A 19,073-nucleotide genomic window follows, 5' to 3' on the forward strand; every position below is an offset into this window, starting at 1 on the left:
AAGGAGCATTTCTTCCTGATTAATTGTTGCACAACGGATAACCGGTTTAATTAAAGGGAATTATCAAAAAGGGTACTATAAAATAGAACAAGCCCAAGAAATAGATAAGGAGTGAGCAAGCGATGGACAACATGATTAATACGGGCAGCTTTGGTTTACAAAGGGGACCTGATCAAAAAACGGTTGGCCAGTATTTGTTCGATTGCCTGAAACTCGAGGGCATTACCGAAATTTTTGGTGTCGCAGGGGACTATAATTTTACACTTCTTGATACTTTGGAGTGTTATAACGGCATCCGTTTTATAGAAGGACGAAATGAACTAAACTCGGGCTACGCTGCAGATGGCTATGCAAGAATCAAAGGAATATCGGCTCTTATTACGACATTTGGGGTCGGGGAGCTCAGTGCATGCAATGCGATAGCGGGAGCCAACAGCGAGCATGTGCCAATTATACACATTGTGGGTGCGCCTCCTGAGAAGGATCAAAAAGAGCATAAGCTTATGCATCACACCTTAATGGATGGGAATTTTGACGTTTTTCGCAAGGTGTATGAGCAGATTACGGCATATACCGCGGTGCTTACGCCGGAAAATGCCAAGATTGAAATTCAGACTGCGATTCGCATTGCTAAGGAAAAGAAAAAGCCGGTATACCTGGTTGTGGCTAATGATTTAGTGACCAAGCCAATTAAAGTCTGGGCAGAACCGGTACCACCACGTCCAACATCCAATCCGAATACCCTTCAGGCTGCAGTGAATCATGTCCGTCCGCTTTTGGAACGTTCCCAACGACCGGTTATCCTGGTGGATGTGAAAACGATGCGATTCGGCCTTCAGACAGCGACTCACCAGCTAGCCGATGCAATGAATGTGCCTGTTGTAACGATGATGTACGGGAAGGGAGGATTCGATGAGACCCATCCAAATTATATCGGAATGTATCTAGGCTCTTTCGGGAGGACTGAAGTCCAAAGTACGGTGGAGAATGCAGATTGTATCATTGCGATTGGCATGGTATGGGCGGACACAAACACCGCAAGTTTTACCGCAAAGCTGAACCCGCTGATAACTGTCAATATTCAACCAGATATAGTTAAAATCGCTGAGGCGGAATATCCGAATGTTCTTGCAGCCGACATGCTACTTGCCGTTCAGAAGGTGAATTATAAGGGCAAAGGTTTGACAAAAAAATTGTCATTCCCTTATGAGCAATTCACAACTATTGCCGACGGACCTCTAATGGCTGACGGCTATTATCCGCGTTTTCAGCGTATGCTGAAAGAGGGTGATATTGTAATCGCCGAGACCGGAACGTTCTATTATGGAATGGGAGAGGTAAGACTGCCGGGCAATGTAACATATATTGGACAAGGTGGATGGCAGTCCATCGGTTACGCAATCCCTTCGGCGTTTGGTGCTATTATGGCCGCGCCGGAACGCCGAGTATTGGTGTTTACAGGTGACGGTGCCCTGCAGCTAACGGCACAGGAAATCAGTTCTATGCTCTATTACGGCTGCAAGCCTATAATCTTTATTTTGAACAACGATGGTTATACAATCGAGAGATATTTAAATGTCAAAACAGAGGATCAAAAGTACAACGAAATCCCTCGATGGTCTTACACCAAGCTGGCCGAAGCTTTTGGAGGTAACGCGTTTACCGTTACGGTCCAGACCTATGGAGAGCTTGATCAGGCTATAATCCATGTTGAAAAGGAAAGCGCCAAAAGACTCTGTATAATTGAAATGATCGCAGGGAATCGAATGGACGCACCTGAATATATGCGACGGATGCGTAGTTATATGGAGAAGCAGGAAAAGCAGCGCAGTCAGAAATAGTATCCTAGTCCCTAATTGAATACTAATCGAACAGTTCTAATCATACTCTTTTAATAAAACGCAATTAAAGGGGTGTAAAGTAAGTTGACAAAAGTTAAGGTTAGTTTACGGCCAATCGTTCATAACATAAATTTACCAACTGTAATAAAAGCAGCCATACTTCCAGGTGAATCGGCTGAAAGACTATTTATTGCAACCCAGGTAGGAGAAATCTTTTACATAGGAGACGGAGTTATAAGGAATTTTTTAGATATTCGCCCGCGAATTATCAAATTAGGCACGTTTGAAGAAGGTGTCTCTAGTAGCGGTTATGATGAACGCGGATTGCTAGGACTAGCGTTTCATCCACAATTTTATCAAAACGGTTTATTTTACCTTCATTATTCAGTAGCTGGCACTCAAGGTCCGGGTGCCCTTTCTGAACCTTTTAAACCTAATCCGTGTGATCCGAAAACTTTAAACTTAAAGTGGGTAAATAGAGATACTCAATATGATCATATTGATACGGTTGAGGAATGGATTTTACAATCACATAGTCAACCTCAAAAACGGCGGACATTACTTAACATAAGAAGGCCCTTTTTTAATCATAACGGAGTCAATAGTTTAAACTTTTCACCTGAGAGTGGAAAACTTGTTTTTACAAATGGAGATGGTGGATCGGGTTATGATCCATTTAATTTAAGCCAGGATGATTTAGAAATAGCGGGCAAAATAATTGAAATTGATGTAAGTAAAAATACATTCATAAATAACCCTCCAGTAGTTACACGCTTTAATGAGTTTCCTTTATCTATACAAGAAACACTTACAGTAATTGCGAAAGGAGTTCGGAATATAACAGGTATTTCATTTCAAAGGTTTTATAATCAATATATCAAATATGCTGGAAATGTCGGGCAGGATATTGTAGAGTCTATTTTTTCGTTTGTTCATTATAAACCCATACCGGTTACCGAACTTGTTCAAACGCATTTAATGAGATCCACTCCCAATCAAGATGGATTTATTAATTTTGGTTGGCGAGGATGGGAAGGAGAATTTCCTACTTCTTTTATAAGGCACTGTTCTGAGAATCCTACTTTGGATGAGAGAACAATGGCTTATTATAATGAAACAATAGAAACATCAGTGAGGCGCATACAGCCCCTAATTAGTTATTTTCATAAAGATTCCAGAGCAGATAAGTTTGGAGGAACCTCACTTACAGGAGTACAACCATATATGGGAACTACAATTCCTAGTTTAACTGGTAGTATCGTGTTTACTGATCTTGCTAAGAAAGAAGAATCTCAGTCTCCAGTTAAAGGTGTTTTAGCATATACTAGGGCAAGTATAGACGATAAACGTAATGATTTTCATGTTATTGAAACCAATTATGATTTTGATTCTCAAGCAGCTTATTATATGAGCTTGGGAACAAATGGAGATCAAACTAGATTATATTTAGGGGTTTATGGATCTATGAAAGTAACGGATTTTAACAAAGGTACTATTTTTGAAATTGTTCCATGATACGGTATAAACTCTTAGTCTAAAAATATATGGAATTCATACTTTTTCAAACGCACGACTTAGCGCCTCTTAAAAAACCTTCTATGGATAAACATCTATTGTATAGTGATTCCTAACAAGCAGAAAGTAAAACATAACCAATAAGTATTTGAATGAAAATAGAAAGTGGTGAATTAGGTCTCTTTAGGGGGGGATTTGATGAATCGCTTTAGAAGCTATTGGTATCAATGGATGATAGAGCAGGATGCGAATTTTGTTCATAAAAAAAAGGTGACGCCTGCAAGTAGGTTAGTCATTACAGCATTACTCGGTTCATTTGCTGCTATTTTTCAATCTGCGGGGAACTTAATCCCTGGAGTTGGGTTATTTATTAGTCCTTTCGCGACGCTACCGATTTTTCTGGCTATTTGTTATTCTATTCGTGAGGGAGTACTTTCTTATATTCTTACTATTTTCCTATTATTCATTATTGAGCCAAGTGAACTAATTGTCTTTCCCTTTACTACAGGCTTATTAGGTATAGCGTTAGGAGTATCCTTTTTACAATTCAAGAGGAGGATTTGGGTAATTTCCTTTTCAGCGATATGTCTACTTATAGGAATTATGATCATTCTCGATATCTTCCGTTTTCCTGTACTTGGTCCTACTATTCATACGACTATGGATATAAAAGTTATTACATTAATATTTATACTGAGTTTTTTATACTGCTGGATCTATGCAGAGTTGTGTAGAATAATAATGAATAGAGTATATAAAGTATGGTCTTAACAATTGCATAAAATCTTTTTGAACAAATACACTTTCTCATATATTTTTAAAAATTGGAGATGTAAGCCATGTATAACGTTGAAATTAGAAGGCCGAATTCGAATGATTTAGATGAATTACATTTGTTTTTTCGTCTTGTTATTACTAATACATTTAAAAACGAAGGCTTATCACATCTATTAGATGACATAGAAAATGAAATTAACTCGAAAAAGAAATATTTAAAAAATGATTTTGATAGTAATGGAGAAAATCGTTACTTTTTATTAGCGATAGATACAAGTAACGATAAAATCATTGGAACGATTGAAATCGGTCCAGCAAGTGCATTGATTAATAGTTGTACAGACGGTGTACTTAAGGATTTGTATGAAATAGGAACTGTATTTATACTTCCGGAGTATCAAAGAAAAGGTATAGGGAGTTTACTACTAAATACAATGTATCTTACATTACTTAGCAGAGGAATAACCGAATGCTGTTTAGATAGTGGATACAAAAAAGCACAAAGTATATGGACAAAAAAGTTTGGAAAACCTAGTTATGTGCTGAAGGATTATTGGGGCGAATCAAACGATCATATGATTTGGAAAAAAAGTTTACATGATATACCTATAATATTTGAATTATAAAATAAAATATCTCTCTTAACATAGCTTTTCTTACATACTTATGCTATTATTTATCTTTATAATAAAAGAGGACGTGAATGAACTTGATTAAAATTAATATTCCTGAAGCTGATGTTTCCATTACTGAACGTAACCAAGTTATTAAAGGAGACGAGCCATTAATTACTCCAATTAACGGTTTTATCGATTTCCACTTGTTCCCTAGAGATAAAGGCGGCATTTTTATGTTTTACAATATTAATGACGAACTTCTTTTCGTAGGTAAAGCTCGTAAAATTAGACAACGTATTAAAAAGCATTTTGAAGATAATGTTTCACCAATTAAAAATCACCGTGATGAAGTATACCGCATTGATGCATGTATCGTAGAAGATCCAACAGAAAGAGAAATTTACGAAACTTACATTATTAATGAATATAAAGCAAAATATAACGTTGATAAAGTGTTCTATAAATAAGTAACAAAAAACAATCCTAGCACATATACTGGGATTGTTTTTTTGTGTTTCATTCCTCATTTCTTTCTCCTTTTTTAAAATGATTAGCAGCAATTAAACAGAAAAGCCCTATAAATAAAGTTATTATTCCAAGCGTTTTATGTTTCCCTTCAAAAAAAGGAATATCCGAAATAACATTTGTCATACATAACCCAATAAACACAAGGATAGGTCCTGCCCAAAGTAATATATTGCCGAATTTTGTATGTTGCCACATAGTAACCCTCCTCACTCTTTTTTACATATATATCCATAAAATGAAAGTAAATTCATAGAGAAAAATAGTTTTTTTCATATCGAAAATTGAACCTTCATATATTGGTACAAGCAAACGAGAAAGGGGACCATCATGAATTGGTTAGAAGCTTTTATATTAGGGATAATACAAGGTTTAACAGAGTTTTTGCCGATTAGTAGTACAGGACATCTTTATTTAGGAAGGCATTTGTTTCAATTAGATGAAGCTGGATTGTTTTTAGATACGATGCTGCATATCGGGACTTTGCTTGCAGTGTTTATTTATTACAAAAAAGAATTTATATACTTAATTAAAAATCCATTTTCAAAACTAATGTTATTGCTTATTGTTGGGACGATACCTGCAGTTGTAATCGGATTGTTATTTAAAGACTTCTTTGAAGATATTTCAAAAACAGGTATTACGATTGGATGGGAGTTTTTAGTGACAGGTTTCTTTCTCTACATGGCCGATAAACAAAAAAACGGTCGTAAAAAAATGGATGACATTACATATAAAGATGCATTTATCATCGGTTCATTTCAAGCGGCTGCTATTTTCCCAGCAATTTCTCGCTCTGGTATGACAATCGTCGCTGCTTTATGGAGAAAACTAGACCGTGAAACAGCAGCATATTTTTCGTTTTTATTATCTACGCCAGCAATAGTCGGAGCAATCATCTTGCAATTTGCAGATGTTTATCAAGGGAAAGCAGAATCTATTTCTAGTACATCTTTAATTGTCGGCACGTTATCAGCAGCGTTTTTTGGTTACATAGCTGTTTCATGGATGATTCAATATTTAAAACGTCACTCCTTAAAAGTATTCGCGTATTACGTATGGGGATTAGGTATTTTAATTTTAACGTTGCAATTTACTCATGTGTTTTAATTTAGTAATTCTTCGTTTAGATCCTGTTTCATTCATACAAGGCAGGATCTTTTTTCATTAAGGGGGTAAATATGTTTAATAAGGCTATCGTTATTGGCGGAAGTATAGCAGGAAAACTCGCAGCAAAAGCATTATCAACTTCTTTTAAAGAAGTAATCATTATAGAAGTCAGCGAAAGATGGGATGGAAAAGCTTTGAGAAAAAGAGTTTCACAAAGTAATCATCCTCATGTGTTATTAAAAGGTGGAGAAAATGCAATCGAGGAATTGTTTCCTACTATTACTAATGAATTAATAGAAGCAGGCAGCATCGTAAATAACTTTACTCGTGATATAAAATGGCATCAATTTGGTTTATGGAAACAACCATTCATAGGAGAAGTGCATATGATTCAACAAAGTAGGCTTTTGCTTGAATGGCATATCCAAAAAAGAATTGATCAAATTTCAAATGTAATCATTAAATTTGGAACATTGGTTGAAGGGTTATTAGTAGATGGAAAGCTTAACAAAGTATGTGGAGTAAAAGCTAAATGTTTAGAGACTGGCACGCAAGAAGAAATTCAAGCAGATATTGTTGTTGATGCGAGTGGATTCGGTTCAAAAAGTATAGCGTGGTTACGTGAATACAATATCGAAGTGCAAGAAGAGAAAGTGCGTATCGATTTATTCTACGCAACTAAAATGTTTAAACTCAAAGAAAATGAGAAATTAGACTGCTGTAATATGCTAATGTCTCCAAGTTTCCCGGACAATCCGTATGGTGTACTTATTCAAACGATTGAGGATAATCGTTATTTTGTTACTTTCAGCGGATACACAAATGAGAAAGCACCACAAACAGATGATGAGTTTTATGATTTCGCTGAAAATCTATCAATCCCTAACGTGACAGATTTTGTAAACAAAGCGGAGGCAATTTCAGATATCAAAACATACAAAATTCCTTATCAAGTACGTCGGCGATTTGATTTAGTTAATCATTTACCAGAAGGCTTGTTAGTAGTCGGAGATGCACAATGTCGTTTTGATCCCGTTTTCGGGCAAGGAGTTTCAGTTGCGGCTATGGAAGCTCACCAATTGCAGTTGCTTTTACAACGGAGACAAAGGCTTGATAAAGCATTTACACAGCAGTTTTATAAAGAAACTGCTAATATCATACAAACTCCTTGGGAAATGACTACAACGGAAATATCACGTCATCCTCAGCTAAAAAGAAAATTAACGATAAAGCAAAAATTTCAGCTATGGTATACGAAACAAATATATCAACTATCTGCAAGTGACTCTGACGTTTATATTCGATTAGTAAGAGTGATGAATTTAATTCGTAGTCCATTTCACCTATTTCATCCGAAAGTGCTACTCGCTGTATTACTGATGCGAAAGAAATAGCAGGAAAATTATCAGTTAAAAAAGAATATATAACAGTTAGTAGATATAGAAGGAGTAAGCGAGATGAAAATATACATAGAGCAATTAAAGAAACAAGACGCTGAAGATTTATTTAACTTTGAACTCACGAACAGATCATTTTTTGAAACAATGGTACCAAGTCGTGGCTCTAATTATTACGTGTATGAATACTTTCAAAAGCAACTTGCCGAACTATTAAAAGAACAAACTGAGGGAATTTCTTATTTTCATCTCATACGTAATACGGAAAAAGAAATTGTAGGACGTATCAATTTAGTTGATGTAGATAAGAAAAAACGAATTGGGTCGTTAGGCTACCGAGTTGGAGAGGATTTTACAAAAAAAGGAGTTGCAGCATCATCTGTAAAATTGATTTTGGCTCAAGCAAGAGTCTATGAAATTAATGAAATACATGCTATGACAACAACAAATAACATAGCTTCACAAATTGTATTAGAAAAGAACGGATTTTCTCGTGAAAAGGAAGCGGAGACAACTACTGTAGATTTAAACGGGGAAAACGTAAATTTCGTACATTATATTTGGAGGACTACTAAGGGTTAAAAATAATAGGGAGGGACATGTACATGAAGGATTTACGTTATCCAATAGGTCGATTTACTTACGTAGGAACTATTACAGAAGAAATAATTGATAAATGGATTCAAGAAATAGAGGATTTACCTAATGAACTAGCAAGAGCGATAAAAGATTTAGATCAGAAGCAGTTAGATACACCATATCGCGTCGGTGGATGGACTGTTCGCCAAGTTGTTCATCATGTTGTTGATAGTCATATGAATAGCTACATACGCTTTAAATTAGCACTGACAGAAAAGAATCCAACTATTAAACCGTACAAAGAAGAAAAATGGGCAGAGCTACCTGACTCGAAATTACCAGTAGATGTTTCACTTGTAATGCTAGATTCATTACATAAAAGATGGATTAACTTATTATATTCTTTAGAACCGGCAGATTTAGAAAAGACATTTAATCATCCTGAATCAGGAGAAACAAAACTTGCTGCTGCAATTGGACTATATGCATGGCACGGTCGTCATCATACAGCTCATATTACTTCTTTAAGAGAGCGTTTAAATTGGTAACATTAGAGAAGGCGACAGAAATTGATGCAGCAGTTTTATTTCAAATGCAAATAGACTCATTTAGTCCTTTATTAAATAAATATAAAGACTATGAAACAAATCCAGCAAATGAATCTATTGAAAAAACTATTTTAAGAATAAATAATCCGAGCAACAACTTTTATAAGATGATAATAGATTCGAACCTTGTTGGAGCGATATGTATATCCCAAAAAGAAAGACCTTATAAATTTTGGATCAGTCCAATGTTCATTCATCCAATCTATCAAGGGAAAGGAATCGCTAAGAAGGTACTTATTTTAATTGAAGAGATGTTTCCAGAAGCACGGAGTTTTGAACTTGCTACGATTTTAGAAGAAGAAAGAAATTGTTTTCTATACGAAAAAATGGGGTATAAAAGAACAGAAGTAATAAAGAAATTAAATGATAAAACTACACTTATTTATTACAAAAAAGAAAGGTAAAGCATTTGAAATACGCTTTACCTTTTTATGTTATTTTAGATTAAATATACAAAAATAACGCATATTCTTCCAAAATACTCGGGTTAGTAATTTCGGTAATGAATAAAAATACGGAAAGGCGTTATTTCGTCGTATATGTTACTAACGCTTTTTGAATGCTTAAAATACTATCGTCACCTTTAAATTCTTTCGTAATTGGATCATCCATACTAGATACCCAAATTTTAAGCTCTGCATCTAAATCAAAATGCCCAGCTGTTTCAATGCTAAATTGTGTAATGCTTTTATAAGGAATAGAATGATACTCTGTTTTTTTACCTGATATTCCTTGTTTATCTACTAAAATAAGACGACGATTTGTAAATACGATTAAATCACGAATTAATTTATAAGCATGCTCAACTTTCTCATCGTCTAGCATAATTTTTTCTAAATCACGTTCAACGCTTTCTGTACTCGCACTTGATGCATTTCCTAAAATACCACTAAATAAACCCATATGAAATTCCTCCTTTATAATATGTGGAATGAGTTTCTTATATTGTACCATGCGAATGGCTAATAGATTATGACATTGCTTCAATAGTTTTTTGTTATTATTGCAACCAATTTATATAACCTCATCCTAAAATCTTGTGCTAACATATAATTAAGAAAACAGAAGTAGAGGGATATAGCATGAAAAATATCGGTTTAGTATTAGAAGGCGGCGGAATGAAAGGATTATATACTGCAGGAGTACTCGAATATTTTATGGAAAGGGACTTATTCTTTCCGTATGTAGTCGGTGTATCCGCCGGAGCGTGTATGGGAGCAACCTATTTATCACGTCAAAAAGGAAGAAATAAGAAAGTGAATACAGAGCTAGTAGCAGATCACAGGTATATATCTTATCGAAACTTAATTAGAAAACGTGAATTATTTGGAATGGATTTTTTATTTGATGAAGTACCAAACAAAATTGTACCGTTCGATTTTCAAACTTTCCTAAATTCAAATGAACAGTTTGTAATCGGAACGACTGATTGCGAATCAGGACAAGCAGTTTATTATAATAAAATAGAACACGGAAATGATATTTTAAAAATTATTCGTGCATCAAGCTCTGTGCCGTTTATAGCACCTGCTGTAGAATATGATAATCGAAAATTGTTAGATGGAGGGATTATAGATCCTATTCCAGTATTAAAAGCGCAAAATGATGGTTACCAAAAGAATGTTGTTATTATGACAAAGCCGGATGGATACGAGAAGCAGCGGAATAAATTTTCTGGGCTGGCTAAAATGTTATATAGAAAATATCCGAATATCGCACAATCTTTAGTAGAACATTATCGTTTTTATAATGAGACGATAACTTATATGAATCAAATAGAACAAAAAGACAATTTTTATATCATTCAGCCTAGCGTACAGCTTCCTATAAGCGGAATAGAAAGAAATAAAGAAAAACTCGTTAATTTATATAATCTCGGCTATACAGATGCTCAGTATCATTATGAAAAATTATTAAATTGGATAGAGAAATAAAGGGGTGGAAAGTTGCTATTAGGTAAAAAGGTTATTTTTAATGAATTGCAGAAAATGCATAGTCCGCTACTTAAACCGTTTCCGAATTGTGACCTTCGAAAAATACGAAAAGATTTTAATAATATGTTTACAGAAGATGATTGCATAAGCGCTGATTTAAATTATTATTGGATGCATACAGCAGGTACTTTAAGTTACATACTTAATAACAACGAAAAGGAGATTGTGTTTGATCAAATAAAGTGGCTAAAGAAATCGTTTTTTGAATGTTTTCCGCAATATCGTTTTATAGAAACAGAAATTGTGAAGTATCCCATTTTGTATAGAGATTTCATGAATTATGAGAAGGCCCGGAAACTATTACTGTATTATCTTACTGAATAAAAATAAAAACGTACAAGTTATGCTGCTTGTGCGTTTTTTTGTTCATAAAAAAGACAATTTTAATACCTTGTTTATATAGGGATTCTAATACGAAGAAAGAAGTACATATAGAATGATGTAAAGGAGGGAGAGGCGTTTAGATACCGTTTTCCTTTAATCCATTATCCAATTCGAATATAGTTAGTTATTTATGATAAAATATTTCGAGTGAAATCAAGTACTTATTATATCCAGTATTAAATAAGTTAAGCCAGGAGGAACAATAGTAACATGGAAAACGTGTCAAATATAGATAAATTGGAATCAATAAAATCTTTACAATCGACAATTCGTAAACTTGAAAATGCTTTTTCACAGATGACTCAAAAAGGAGCAAATACTACCTTAGTGAAAAAAAGGCTTAAAGCCGTTTGTATAGGGCTAGCAGTGTTAGAGAACGTGTGGAATCAAGAAAGTCATCGGTATAGCCAAGAAGAGTTAGCAGAAGCTCGTAATATCCTTGCTGGTTTGCTTCCATCAATTGAGAGAGCCTATGATAAGTCTAAGGCTGGTAGTCCTCAAAGAACACTTTTAGAAAGAAGAATAAAAGCGTTGGAACTTTCTATTCAGGCAATTGATAAACCTTCTAAATAAATAACTCATCTAAATACATAACATACTAATCCTAAATTTTATAAAAGCAATCTAGTGAAAAGAAAGAAATACAAAGGAGGCAGATGGGTGACTTCAATAATTAGTCCTAAGTTAGAGGAGCTTAATAATCAATTAAAAAAGGAAACGAGAAAGCAATTTATACTTTTTTGCATGAAATAAAGTCAAATAATACGCCACTAATAGAACAATGTCCTGTAGAAAATCAGTATAAGCTTATAACGTATATATGGTTAGGGGATCAAAAAACTGAAAACGTCTATGTATTCGGTAGTTTTCCTGGTTGGGATCTGTCTGTAAATCAACTACAACGGTTGTTACAGACAGATATTTGGTATGTAACGTTTAGGACGGATGAGAGTTTTATTTCAACGTACTATTTTTCAGTAAACGATTTTTTCGAAAATGATTGGATAAAGCGCAGTGAAAAGTACCAACTAGACCGATTTAATAAAAATACATTTGGAGAAGATGCCAATAAAGCGTCTGTGTTAAGCATAGGAATGGAAGTACAGTATAGCAGTCGTTTTCCTTCAGATCATTATCCATCTGGAAAAATTGAAACATATTCTTTTCATAGTACGATTTTAAATGACACACGTAAAATTTATATTTATACGCCTCATGACTATTCTCACACTTCACATCTTCAAGAACTTCTCATTGTGTTTGATGGGAATTCATTCATTAATAACCTTTCAATCGCAAGAACACTCAATTATTTAATATACGAAAAAGAAATCCCATCTTGTATTGCTGTTGCAATAGAACCCGTTGATCGACTAGAAGAGCTAACTTATAACGATAAAATGAATACATTTTTAACGGAGGAACTACTTCCATGGATTCAAGCTAGGTATCACGTATATCAAGAAAAGAATCATACAACAATTGCTGGTTTCAGTCTTGGTGGCTTAGCAGCTTTTTATGCAGCGCTTCAAAATCCACATGTTTTCGGAAACGTGTTGTCAATGTCTGGATCCGTGCATTGGAAAAAGGATGGTTATGAAAATCAAATTTCATCTATAGATTCTAATACGAGTCAACCTCATTTTTACATAGCAGCAGGAGAACTTGAAAACAAACCTCTTTTAACGGCTAATAGACGCCTGTATAAAGCTTTAAAAGAAAAAGGATACCAAATTACTTATGAAGAGTTTCAAGGCGATCATGACGGTGTTTGGTGGCGATAAAAGTTATTTGATGGGTTGAAAGCATTAAAACATACAAAAACCACACTATAAAATAAAAAGGAGAGAGAATCTATGAATCAAGATGAGCTAGATAAAAAACTTAAAAAACAAGAAATTTTAGTTAAAGATGAAAAAGTTTGGTCGTTCACGTATGAGGATCATATTAGCTCTATCGTTAAACAGGCAGAAAAGACAGGAGCGTTTAATGATTTACCTGGGAAAGGGAAACCTCTTAATCTTGATAAAGATCTTTCGTATAATCCTGACAAGCAACTTTATAGAACTTTGAAAAATAATCATGTTTTGCCTAGGTGGATTGAACTTTCAAAGGAAATAGATCATCTAAAAGAAAATTTAAAAGAACTAACGGATAATGTAGAAGCAGCTATGTTAATTACAACTATTAATAAAAAGGTCTCAGAACATAATTTACTTTGTCCGCCAAGTGCGCAAAAAATGAGGGTTAAAACGGATATTTAACGATTTTCAATGAAGTTATCTGTTGCTATATAATTAAGTAAGGCATTTTCAATTCATTATTAAGGGGAGGCAAATGTAATGAAGAATACGTATCAATTTCAAATTCCGAAAGAACTAGAGCAGTATCGTAGTATTTTAGAAGAAAGTGTGAAACCTTATATTAAAGCGTCTGGAACATTAGCAGAGACAACGCTTTTTGAGAGTAAATTTGGTGGTTATCCGTATTTACCTATAGATCAAGAGCATCCTAAAGATTCAAATGGACAGTCTATGATGTTACTTGCGCAGCTAAACTTTGAAGAAATGCCGCATGTTGAATATATGCCTCAAAAGGGTATGCTACAGTTTTTCGTAAGTGCTGAAGATGAGCTTTACGGAGCAGATTTTGATCATCCAACAATCCAAAAAGACTTTCGAATTATTTATCATTCTACAATTATAGAAGATTTAAATAAGGTTATTACTGATTTTAGTTATTTAAACACTTCAGAATTAGAGAACTTTATCATACCTGAAGCAGCGAAATTAAAGTTTGAATTGGGTTATCAACCCGTAACATCAAGGGATTATCGATTTGAAAAGATGTTTAGTGAGGAAATTGATTGGGAAGAAATTGTTGATGAAGAAAATAATACAGAATTAGGCGAACTGTATGATGATTTATGTAAAGATCAAGGGCATAAAATTGGTGGTTATCCATTTTTCACACAGACAGATCCAAGGGAATGGGAAGAAAAATACCAGCAACATGATATGTTATTGCTACAAATCGATACAGATGATTCATTAAATATTATGTGGGGAGATTCTGGTGTTGCTAATTTCTTTATAAAGAAAGACGATTTATTAAATCTAGATTTTTCCAATGTTATTTACAATTGGGATTGTTACTAAAAATAGATAAATGGATTACTAGCTAGCAAAAGAAATCTTCCTGAAGGTGAGGAGGATTTTTTTACGTTAAAAATAAACGTTATGTTAACTAGAATGAAGAATACAATGAAAGTCAAGCGTAAATAAAAGAAATAACAACAAAAATATAAAATAATAAAACATATGTAATTAGCAATAAATCTATAAAGCAAAACATAAAATGAAATTTATCATTAGTATAGAAAAATTTATTTCGCATAAAAAAAATTCCGTGCTAATCAAAATTATTTTTGACTCGTTAAACGATAATTAATCGATTAAGATTTGCTGTGATTAATTTATAGCAAAATAAACGATAAAAACTGTAGAAATTCATTTAGATAAGATTTTATGTGAATCTCATTAAAAATACCCGTTTCGTCTCATTAAGTATAGTTTACTTGGTTTTTGATACAGATAAACACTTACTCTATACAACTTCGTATAATATATATTATGTTAACTAGTAAAAAGTAACAAACTTATTATATGTTAGTTGCGGTTATTAGTCTCCCCTTTTTAATTGGGTTCATAATGTGTTGTAGATTGTGTGGTTATTTGTTTTTTTAAGTTATTTATGTTGTGTTATTGATAAGAATGTTTCCGTGTATAATTTATATTTTAGTTAATAAAAAACGCAATTCATTTAAAGTGAACGAATTGCGTTGATATGATTAAGAATAAGTTTTTAAAATTAGTTTGCTACAGCAATTGCTTCGATTTCGATTAATAATTTATTGTTAATCAATTTGTTAACTTCTACAGCTGAACTTGCTGGTGGATTGTTTGTGTTGATGTATTGATCTCGAATATCTCTAACAATGGCCATTTGAGAAATGTCCGTCAAGAAAAATGTTAATTTTACTACATCATTAAAATTTAAGTCTGAAGTTTTTAATGCGATTTTAATATTTTCAAATACTTGTCGTGTTTGTGTAGCTAAATCATCAATTCCAACTATTTGACCGTCAGTATTAATTGCTACTTGTCCTGATATGTTGTAAATGGTTCGTTTAGCATTACTAACTTCGACTACATGTGAGTATCCAAAAGTTGCTGGCATTGTTTCTGGATTGATAAATTTCTTTTGCATGGCTCTTCTCTCCTTTTAATATCTTATTTTCTTCATATTAGGTTTTAATTTTGGATTATCCTCTATTTACTAATTATTGTCTATACATCATGCAGCTGCTACATATGCAAAAGGATATTAGTCACTTTAATTTAAAGTTTTTAATAGATTATGTACGTTTGTTTTTTTGGAGCGCTTGTTATAATTACGCCTTTTTGTATTAATTCTTCAGTTACTTTTGTATAGAAAAAGTGATACCACCAAATAAAAAATTCTTCGTAAGTTATTTCTTTTGAATATCTGCTGCTTGCAAAGTATTCTTTTAAAGGCTTTTCATTTTCTTTACATAATAAAATCAAATCTTCACTGATCGTGTTCGCGATTTCGTTAAGTATAGATAAATCTACGGCTGTAAACACTGGGATAACAGGTTGTGAATTTTTATATAAGCCTAATTTTTCGTATAATACATTTGAATTTAAGTCTACTTGTCTATCTACTGCTACAAAATTTTCAACTAATTGCTTTTTCGTATAATTAATATCGATAATAGCATCGTGAAAATATTCTTTAAACGTTTCTTTATTCGCAGTTATTAAATTCAAATTTGTATATCGAGTGTTTCCATAAAGACCAATTTGATATTCCCCTAAATCCAAATACGTATTACCATACATTCCAAAGGACTCTTTGTCTGTTTGTTCTTGTTTTAATTAGAGGCTCACATAGGTTATACAGTTTTTCTCCTTTATTAGCTGTTATAACCATACATGTTGGATAGTAACTCCCTTCTGTCTTATTCAATAAACCTTCTAGTTCTAATGCGTGCATTTGTTTTTCGAATTCCTCGCTAGTCCAATTTAGCTTCGTTTTTATAGTATTTGATTCTATGCCCAGATGGAGCATTACAAGTAAATATTGAAGGTTTGTTCCGCTTATTTTTAAAGTTGGATAATTGTCAACTTATGAAATCATTTTTGTCTCATAAGTTGTTTTAAGTATTTTCTCCGGAGTATAATTAGCAAGCATTTTAAAATCCCTTCTTTTTTAGTAATTTAATTGTAAAATCTATGTATTTACTATGTTCTATAAATAAAAATAAGTATCCTTTAATGATTTCAAATAAAAAACCTTAGTATAGCTATGTTAATACCTATACTAAGGTTATCTAGAATTCTATATTTAGTTATTGCTATTTGATAGTTTACATTTAGACTTCTTTTTTCTTTCTTCAAGCATTTATAGACTCTCCTTCCTTTGGATAATTAGTTACCTACCTGCTTCTATAACATATAAAGAAACATACGGTCTTTGTTGTTTATAAGAAAGAATTTACTTAAACAAAACAATTCACAAATACATAATATTAGTTTTAGCTGCTGCTAAATGAATTCTATTATTTATATATAAATAATAAATTTGAAGAATTTATGAAATGTACTGCATTTAAGATGAAAGGTAAAATGATTTCGTTTAAACTACAATTAGCTACAATAACAACATACGTATATTGTTAAACGTAAAAAGGAGAACTAATGAAAAAGAAATATATGAATCAAATTCCGACTGATGTAAGTTTTAATCCGAAAAATATTATCGGTTTAATAACTGATTACTTTAAAATGAAAACAAAGCTGCGTCCTGTAAAGAATTTACCTATTGTTTTATCGAATAAAAATAATGAGTCTTTAGAGAGTGTGACATGGTTTGGGCATTCTGCTTCTCTTTTGAAAATAGAAGGTAAAAAATTGTTATTAGACCCTATGTTTGGAGATGCCTCTTCCCCATTTCCTGTGTTTAATAGTAAGCGGTATAGTGGTGCTTTTTCTTTAGAACATGATGAACTTCAAAAAATTGATGCGATTATCATTTCGCATAATCACTATGACCATTTAAATTACAAAAGTATTATGCAGTTAAAAGATCGCGCAAAGCACTTTTATGTTCCAACGGGAGTTGCGCAATATCTTATTAAATGGGGTATTTCACCTAGTAAAATTAGTGAGCATAATTGGTGGGATGAAATTACGTTTGATAATATTAAGTTAGTTTGCGCTCCTGCAAGACATTTCTCTGGACGAAGTATGACAGATAGAGATTGTTCGTTATGGTGTTCATGGCTTATTCTTGGTCAAGAAACTAAAGTCTTCTTTAGTGGTGATAGCGGTTATGCTCCTCACTTTAAGGAAATTGGTGAGAATTATGGTCCATTCGATCTTACTTTAATGGAATGCGGGCAGTACGATACGAGATGGTCTGCTATTCATATGTTGCCAGAAGAAACAGTACAAGCTCATATTGACGTTAAAGGAGAATTGCTTGTTCCTATTCATTGGGGTGCTTTTACGTTAGCATTACATGAATGGAGTGATCCTATTGAACGTGTTACGAAAGAAGCAAATCGTTTAGGGGTTAATATTTCAACGCCACAAATCGGTGAAGCTATTGCGTTACAATCTAAAGATTATCCTACGGCTGCTTGGTGGCGAGAAGTGTAAGTATAATAAAAAGCGAACCAATTTAATATTGATGGTTCGCTTTTTATTCATTTATGACTCATCTATTAAAATTCTTTGTTTTATCTACTGGAATTGCATTTTTCATCTTTTCTGTTGTCTAATATCCTGTAGGGTCTTCCATATCGTTTGAATCTTGAATAACAGATGGGATATTGGGAGCTTTTTTCACTTGAGTAAGAGTATCTTTTTCGCTAGAGGCTGCCAATGCTAAGTAAATAATTAAAGGTATTATAATAGTAATACTAGTTATATATATCCAAAATAATTGATTTCCTTTTTTCATGAGCTCCTCCTTCTATTACATACTAATCTCCCCTAATTACTACTTTACTATATTTGTTTCCTGCTATTTAAAATACTCTCCCTCACGTTAAATTTTATCTTTAGTTTCACTTCGACTACATTAGCTATTTTCTGTTACTGCTTACGCTAATTTATGTATTGAATCTATTGGGCTGGTCTGCTTAGCTAATTCTTTATTCTTATACTCTATTAATTTATGATTTGATAAAACGCAAGAGTGCTCTAATATTAATTCATTATAAAGTACTTCAGTTAAAAATTTAGGTATCATCTCTCCTACGCCGTAATTATAGTCACTTAGAATCCAAGATACCTCTTTCCAATCTAGAATTCCTTCTGAGACTTTTTTTGGAGTGTGATATGTAAATTCATTAAGTAGCTCTACTAAATAGACATACATGCCACCAGAATATGAGGAATCCTCCCATTTAATAATGCCTTTAAATTGAATTTGATTTTGTTCAACATCTATATTTGTTTCTTCTTTTATTTCACGAATTGCATTTTCTAACGGTGTTTCTCCTTTTTCTATCTTCCCTCCTACACCGTTCCATAATCCTTTTACAGGATCATATTCTCTATTTAACATAAGTATTTCTTCATTTCTTTTGATAAAACATAAAGTGTGCTTGTACATAATTTAATTCCTTCCTTTG

21 protein-coding genes and 2 pseudogenes are annotated in these 19,073 nt (G+C 33.1%); 17 read left to right on the forward strand and 6 right to left on the reverse strand.

What is annotated here, in order from left to right:
- Positions 1-122 precede the first annotated feature (122 nt).
- From MKY70_RS13925 to MKY70_RS13945, 5 genes are all read left to right on the forward strand, one after another.
- Complete coding sequence (locus MKY70_RS13925; protein WP_341024722.1) at positions 123-1,841, forward strand: alpha-keto acid decarboxylase family protein; 1,719 nt, start codon at positions 123-125, stop codon at positions 1,839-1,841.
- A gap of 84 nt (positions 1,842-1,925) precedes the next feature.
- Positions 1,926-3,356: a PQQ-dependent sugar dehydrogenase gene (locus MKY70_RS13930; protein WP_088033768.1), complete on the forward strand. Its 1,431-nt coding sequence runs from the start codon at positions 1,926-1,928 to the stop codon at positions 3,354-3,356.
- Between the two features lie 198 nt (positions 3,357-3,554).
- Positions 3,555-4,127: a hypothetical protein gene (locus MKY70_RS13935; protein WP_341024724.1), complete on the forward strand. Its 573-nt coding sequence runs from the start codon at positions 3,555-3,557 to the stop codon at positions 4,125-4,127.
- 68 nt (positions 4,128-4,195) lie between these two features.
- Positions 4,196-4,759 carry a GNAT family N-acetyltransferase gene (locus MKY70_RS13940; RefSeq protein ID WP_088033766.1) on the forward strand — a complete coding sequence of 188 codons (564 nt, stop codon included), beginning with the start codon at positions 4,196-4,198 and terminating at the stop codon, positions 4,757-4,759.
- A gap of 77 nt (positions 4,760-4,836) precedes the next feature.
- Positions 4,837-5,217: a nucleotide excision repair endonuclease gene (locus MKY70_RS13945; RefSeq protein WP_001048946.1), complete on the forward strand. Its 381-nt coding sequence runs from the start codon at positions 4,837-4,839 to the stop codon at positions 5,215-5,217.
- A gap of 49 nt (positions 5,218-5,266) precedes the next feature.
- Here the strand turns inward: MKY70_RS13945 and MKY70_RS13950 are convergent, their stop codons facing one another.
- Positions 5,267-5,473, reverse strand: a complete 207-nt coding sequence (locus tag MKY70_RS13950) for a hypothetical protein (protein WP_002141925.1) — start codon at positions 5,471-5,473, stop codon at positions 5,267-5,269.
- Positions 5,474-5,605: 132 nt separating this feature from the next.
- On the opposite strand from MKY70_RS13950, the gene MKY70_RS13955 reads away from it, so the two are divergent.
- The 5 genes from MKY70_RS13955 to MKY70_RS13975 all read left to right on the forward strand — a co-directional run bounded on the left by MKY70_RS13955 (position 5,606) and on the right by MKY70_RS13975 (position 9,373).
- Positions 5,606-6,385: an undecaprenyl-diphosphate phosphatase gene (locus MKY70_RS13955; RefSeq protein WP_002085334.1), complete on the forward strand. Its 780-nt coding sequence runs from the start codon at positions 5,606-5,608 to the stop codon at positions 6,383-6,385.
- 71 nt (positions 6,386-6,456) lie between these two features.
- Positions 6,457-7,779 (forward strand): glutamate synthase, encoded by a 1,323-nt coding sequence (locus tag MKY70_RS13960; RefSeq protein ID WP_341024727.1) that lies wholly within the window; start codon positions 6,457-6,459, stop codon positions 7,777-7,779.
- A gap of 63 nt (positions 7,780-7,842) precedes the next feature.
- The gene (locus MKY70_RS13965; RefSeq protein ID WP_088033760.1) at positions 7,843-8,364 is read left to right on the forward strand and encodes a GNAT family N-acetyltransferase; all 522 of its coding nucleotides are present in this window, start codon (positions 7,843-7,845) and stop codon (positions 8,362-8,364) included.
- Positions 8,365-8,387: 23 nt separating this feature from the next.
- The gene (locus MKY70_RS13970; protein ID WP_088033757.1) at positions 8,388-8,909 is read left to right on the forward strand and encodes a YfiT family bacillithiol transferase; all 522 of its coding nucleotides are present in this window, start codon (positions 8,388-8,390) and stop codon (positions 8,907-8,909) included.
- Positions 8,849-9,373: a GNAT family N-acetyltransferase gene (locus MKY70_RS13975; RefSeq protein WP_002085328.1), complete on the forward strand. Its 525-nt coding sequence runs from the start codon at positions 8,849-8,851 to the stop codon at positions 9,371-9,373. The genes MKY70_RS13970 and MKY70_RS13975 overlap by 61 nt, the downstream gene beginning before the upstream one ends.
- 121 nt (positions 9,374-9,494) lie before the next feature.
- Here MKY70_RS13975 and MKY70_RS13980 read toward each other — a convergent pair whose 3' ends face one another.
- Positions 9,495-9,872 carry a PH domain-containing protein gene (locus MKY70_RS13980; RefSeq protein ID WP_002065713.1) on the reverse strand — a complete coding sequence of 126 codons (378 nt, stop codon included), beginning with the start codon at positions 9,870-9,872 and terminating at the stop codon, positions 9,495-9,497.
- Between the two features lie 179 nt (positions 9,873-10,051).
- Here MKY70_RS13980 and MKY70_RS13985 point away from each other — a divergent pair, with 179 nt between their 5' ends.
- The 6 genes and pseudogenes from MKY70_RS13985 (at position 10,052) to MKY70_RS14010 (ending at position 14,505) form a co-directional block, all read left to right on the forward strand.
- A complete protein-coding gene (locus tag MKY70_RS13985; protein ID WP_113734979.1) occupies positions 10,052-10,903 on the forward strand; it encodes a patatin-like phospholipase family protein in 852 nt (283 codons plus the stop codon).
- A 12-nt stretch (positions 10,904-10,915) separates the two neighbouring features.
- Positions 10,916-11,287: a YxiJ-like family protein gene (locus MKY70_RS13990; RefSeq protein WP_044441648.1), complete on the forward strand. Its 372-nt coding sequence runs from the start codon at positions 10,916-10,918 to the stop codon at positions 11,285-11,287.
- Between the two features lie 270 nt (positions 11,288-11,557).
- Positions 11,558-11,920, forward strand: coding sequence for a hypothetical protein (locus MKY70_RS13995; protein WP_002127600.1), 363 nt, complete (start codon positions 11,558-11,560; stop codon positions 11,918-11,920).
- 87 nt (positions 11,921-12,007) lie between these two features.
- Positions 12,008-13,131 (forward strand): annotated as a pseudogene (locus tag MKY70_RS14000) (alpha/beta hydrolase-fold protein).
- A gap of 72 nt (positions 13,132-13,203) precedes the next feature.
- The gene (locus MKY70_RS14005; RefSeq protein WP_002136558.1) at positions 13,204-13,611 is read left to right on the forward strand and encodes a DnaJ family domain-containing protein; all 408 of its coding nucleotides are present in this window, start codon (positions 13,204-13,206) and stop codon (positions 13,609-13,611) included.
- A gap of 78 nt (positions 13,612-13,689) precedes the next feature.
- Positions 13,690-14,505, forward strand: a complete 816-nt coding sequence (locus tag MKY70_RS14010) for a YwqG family protein (RefSeq protein ID WP_341024734.1) — start codon at positions 13,690-13,692, stop codon at positions 14,503-14,505.
- 712 nt (positions 14,506-15,217) lie between these two features.
- On the opposite strand, the gene MKY70_RS14015 is transcribed toward MKY70_RS14010, so the two are convergent.
- Together MKY70_RS14015 and MKY70_RS14020 are read right to left on the reverse strand one after the other, a co-directional pair.
- Positions 15,218-15,616 carry a RidA family protein gene (locus tag MKY70_RS14015; RefSeq protein ID WP_088033752.1) on the reverse strand — a complete coding sequence of 133 codons (399 nt, stop codon included), beginning with the start codon at positions 15,614-15,616 and terminating at the stop codon, positions 15,218-15,220.
- A 140-nt stretch (positions 15,617-15,756) separates the two neighbouring features.
- Positions 15,757-16,534, reverse strand: a pseudogene (locus MKY70_RS14020) (hypothetical protein).
- 596 nt (positions 16,535-17,130) lie between these two features.
- Here MKY70_RS14020 and MKY70_RS14025 point away from each other — a divergent pair.
- A complete protein-coding gene (locus MKY70_RS14025; RefSeq protein WP_088033750.1) occupies positions 17,131-18,093 on the forward strand; it encodes an MBL fold metallo-hydrolase in 963 nt (320 codons plus the stop codon).
- Between the two features lie 118 nt (positions 18,094-18,211).
- Here the strand turns inward: MKY70_RS14025 and MKY70_RS14030 are convergent, their stop codons facing one another.
- Both MKY70_RS14030 and MKY70_RS14035 read right to left on the reverse strand, forming a co-directional pair.
- On the reverse strand, positions 18,212-18,397 hold the full coding sequence (locus MKY70_RS14030) for a hypothetical protein (RefSeq protein ID WP_088033748.1): 186 nt from the start codon (positions 18,395-18,397) through the stop codon (positions 18,212-18,214).
- 141 nt (positions 18,398-18,538) lie between these two features.
- Positions 18,539-19,054, reverse strand: a complete 516-nt coding sequence (locus tag MKY70_RS14035) for an NUDIX hydrolase (protein ID WP_088033746.1) — start codon at positions 19,052-19,054, stop codon at positions 18,539-18,541.
- Between the last annotated feature and the right edge of the window lie 19 nt (positions 19,055-19,073).

The sequence above is a fragment of the Bacillus sp. FSL R9-9492 genome (assembly GCF_038007365.1).
GTDB classification, from domain to species: domain Bacteria; phylum Bacillota; class Bacilli; order Bacillales; family Bacillaceae_G; genus Bacillus_A; species Bacillus_A mycoides.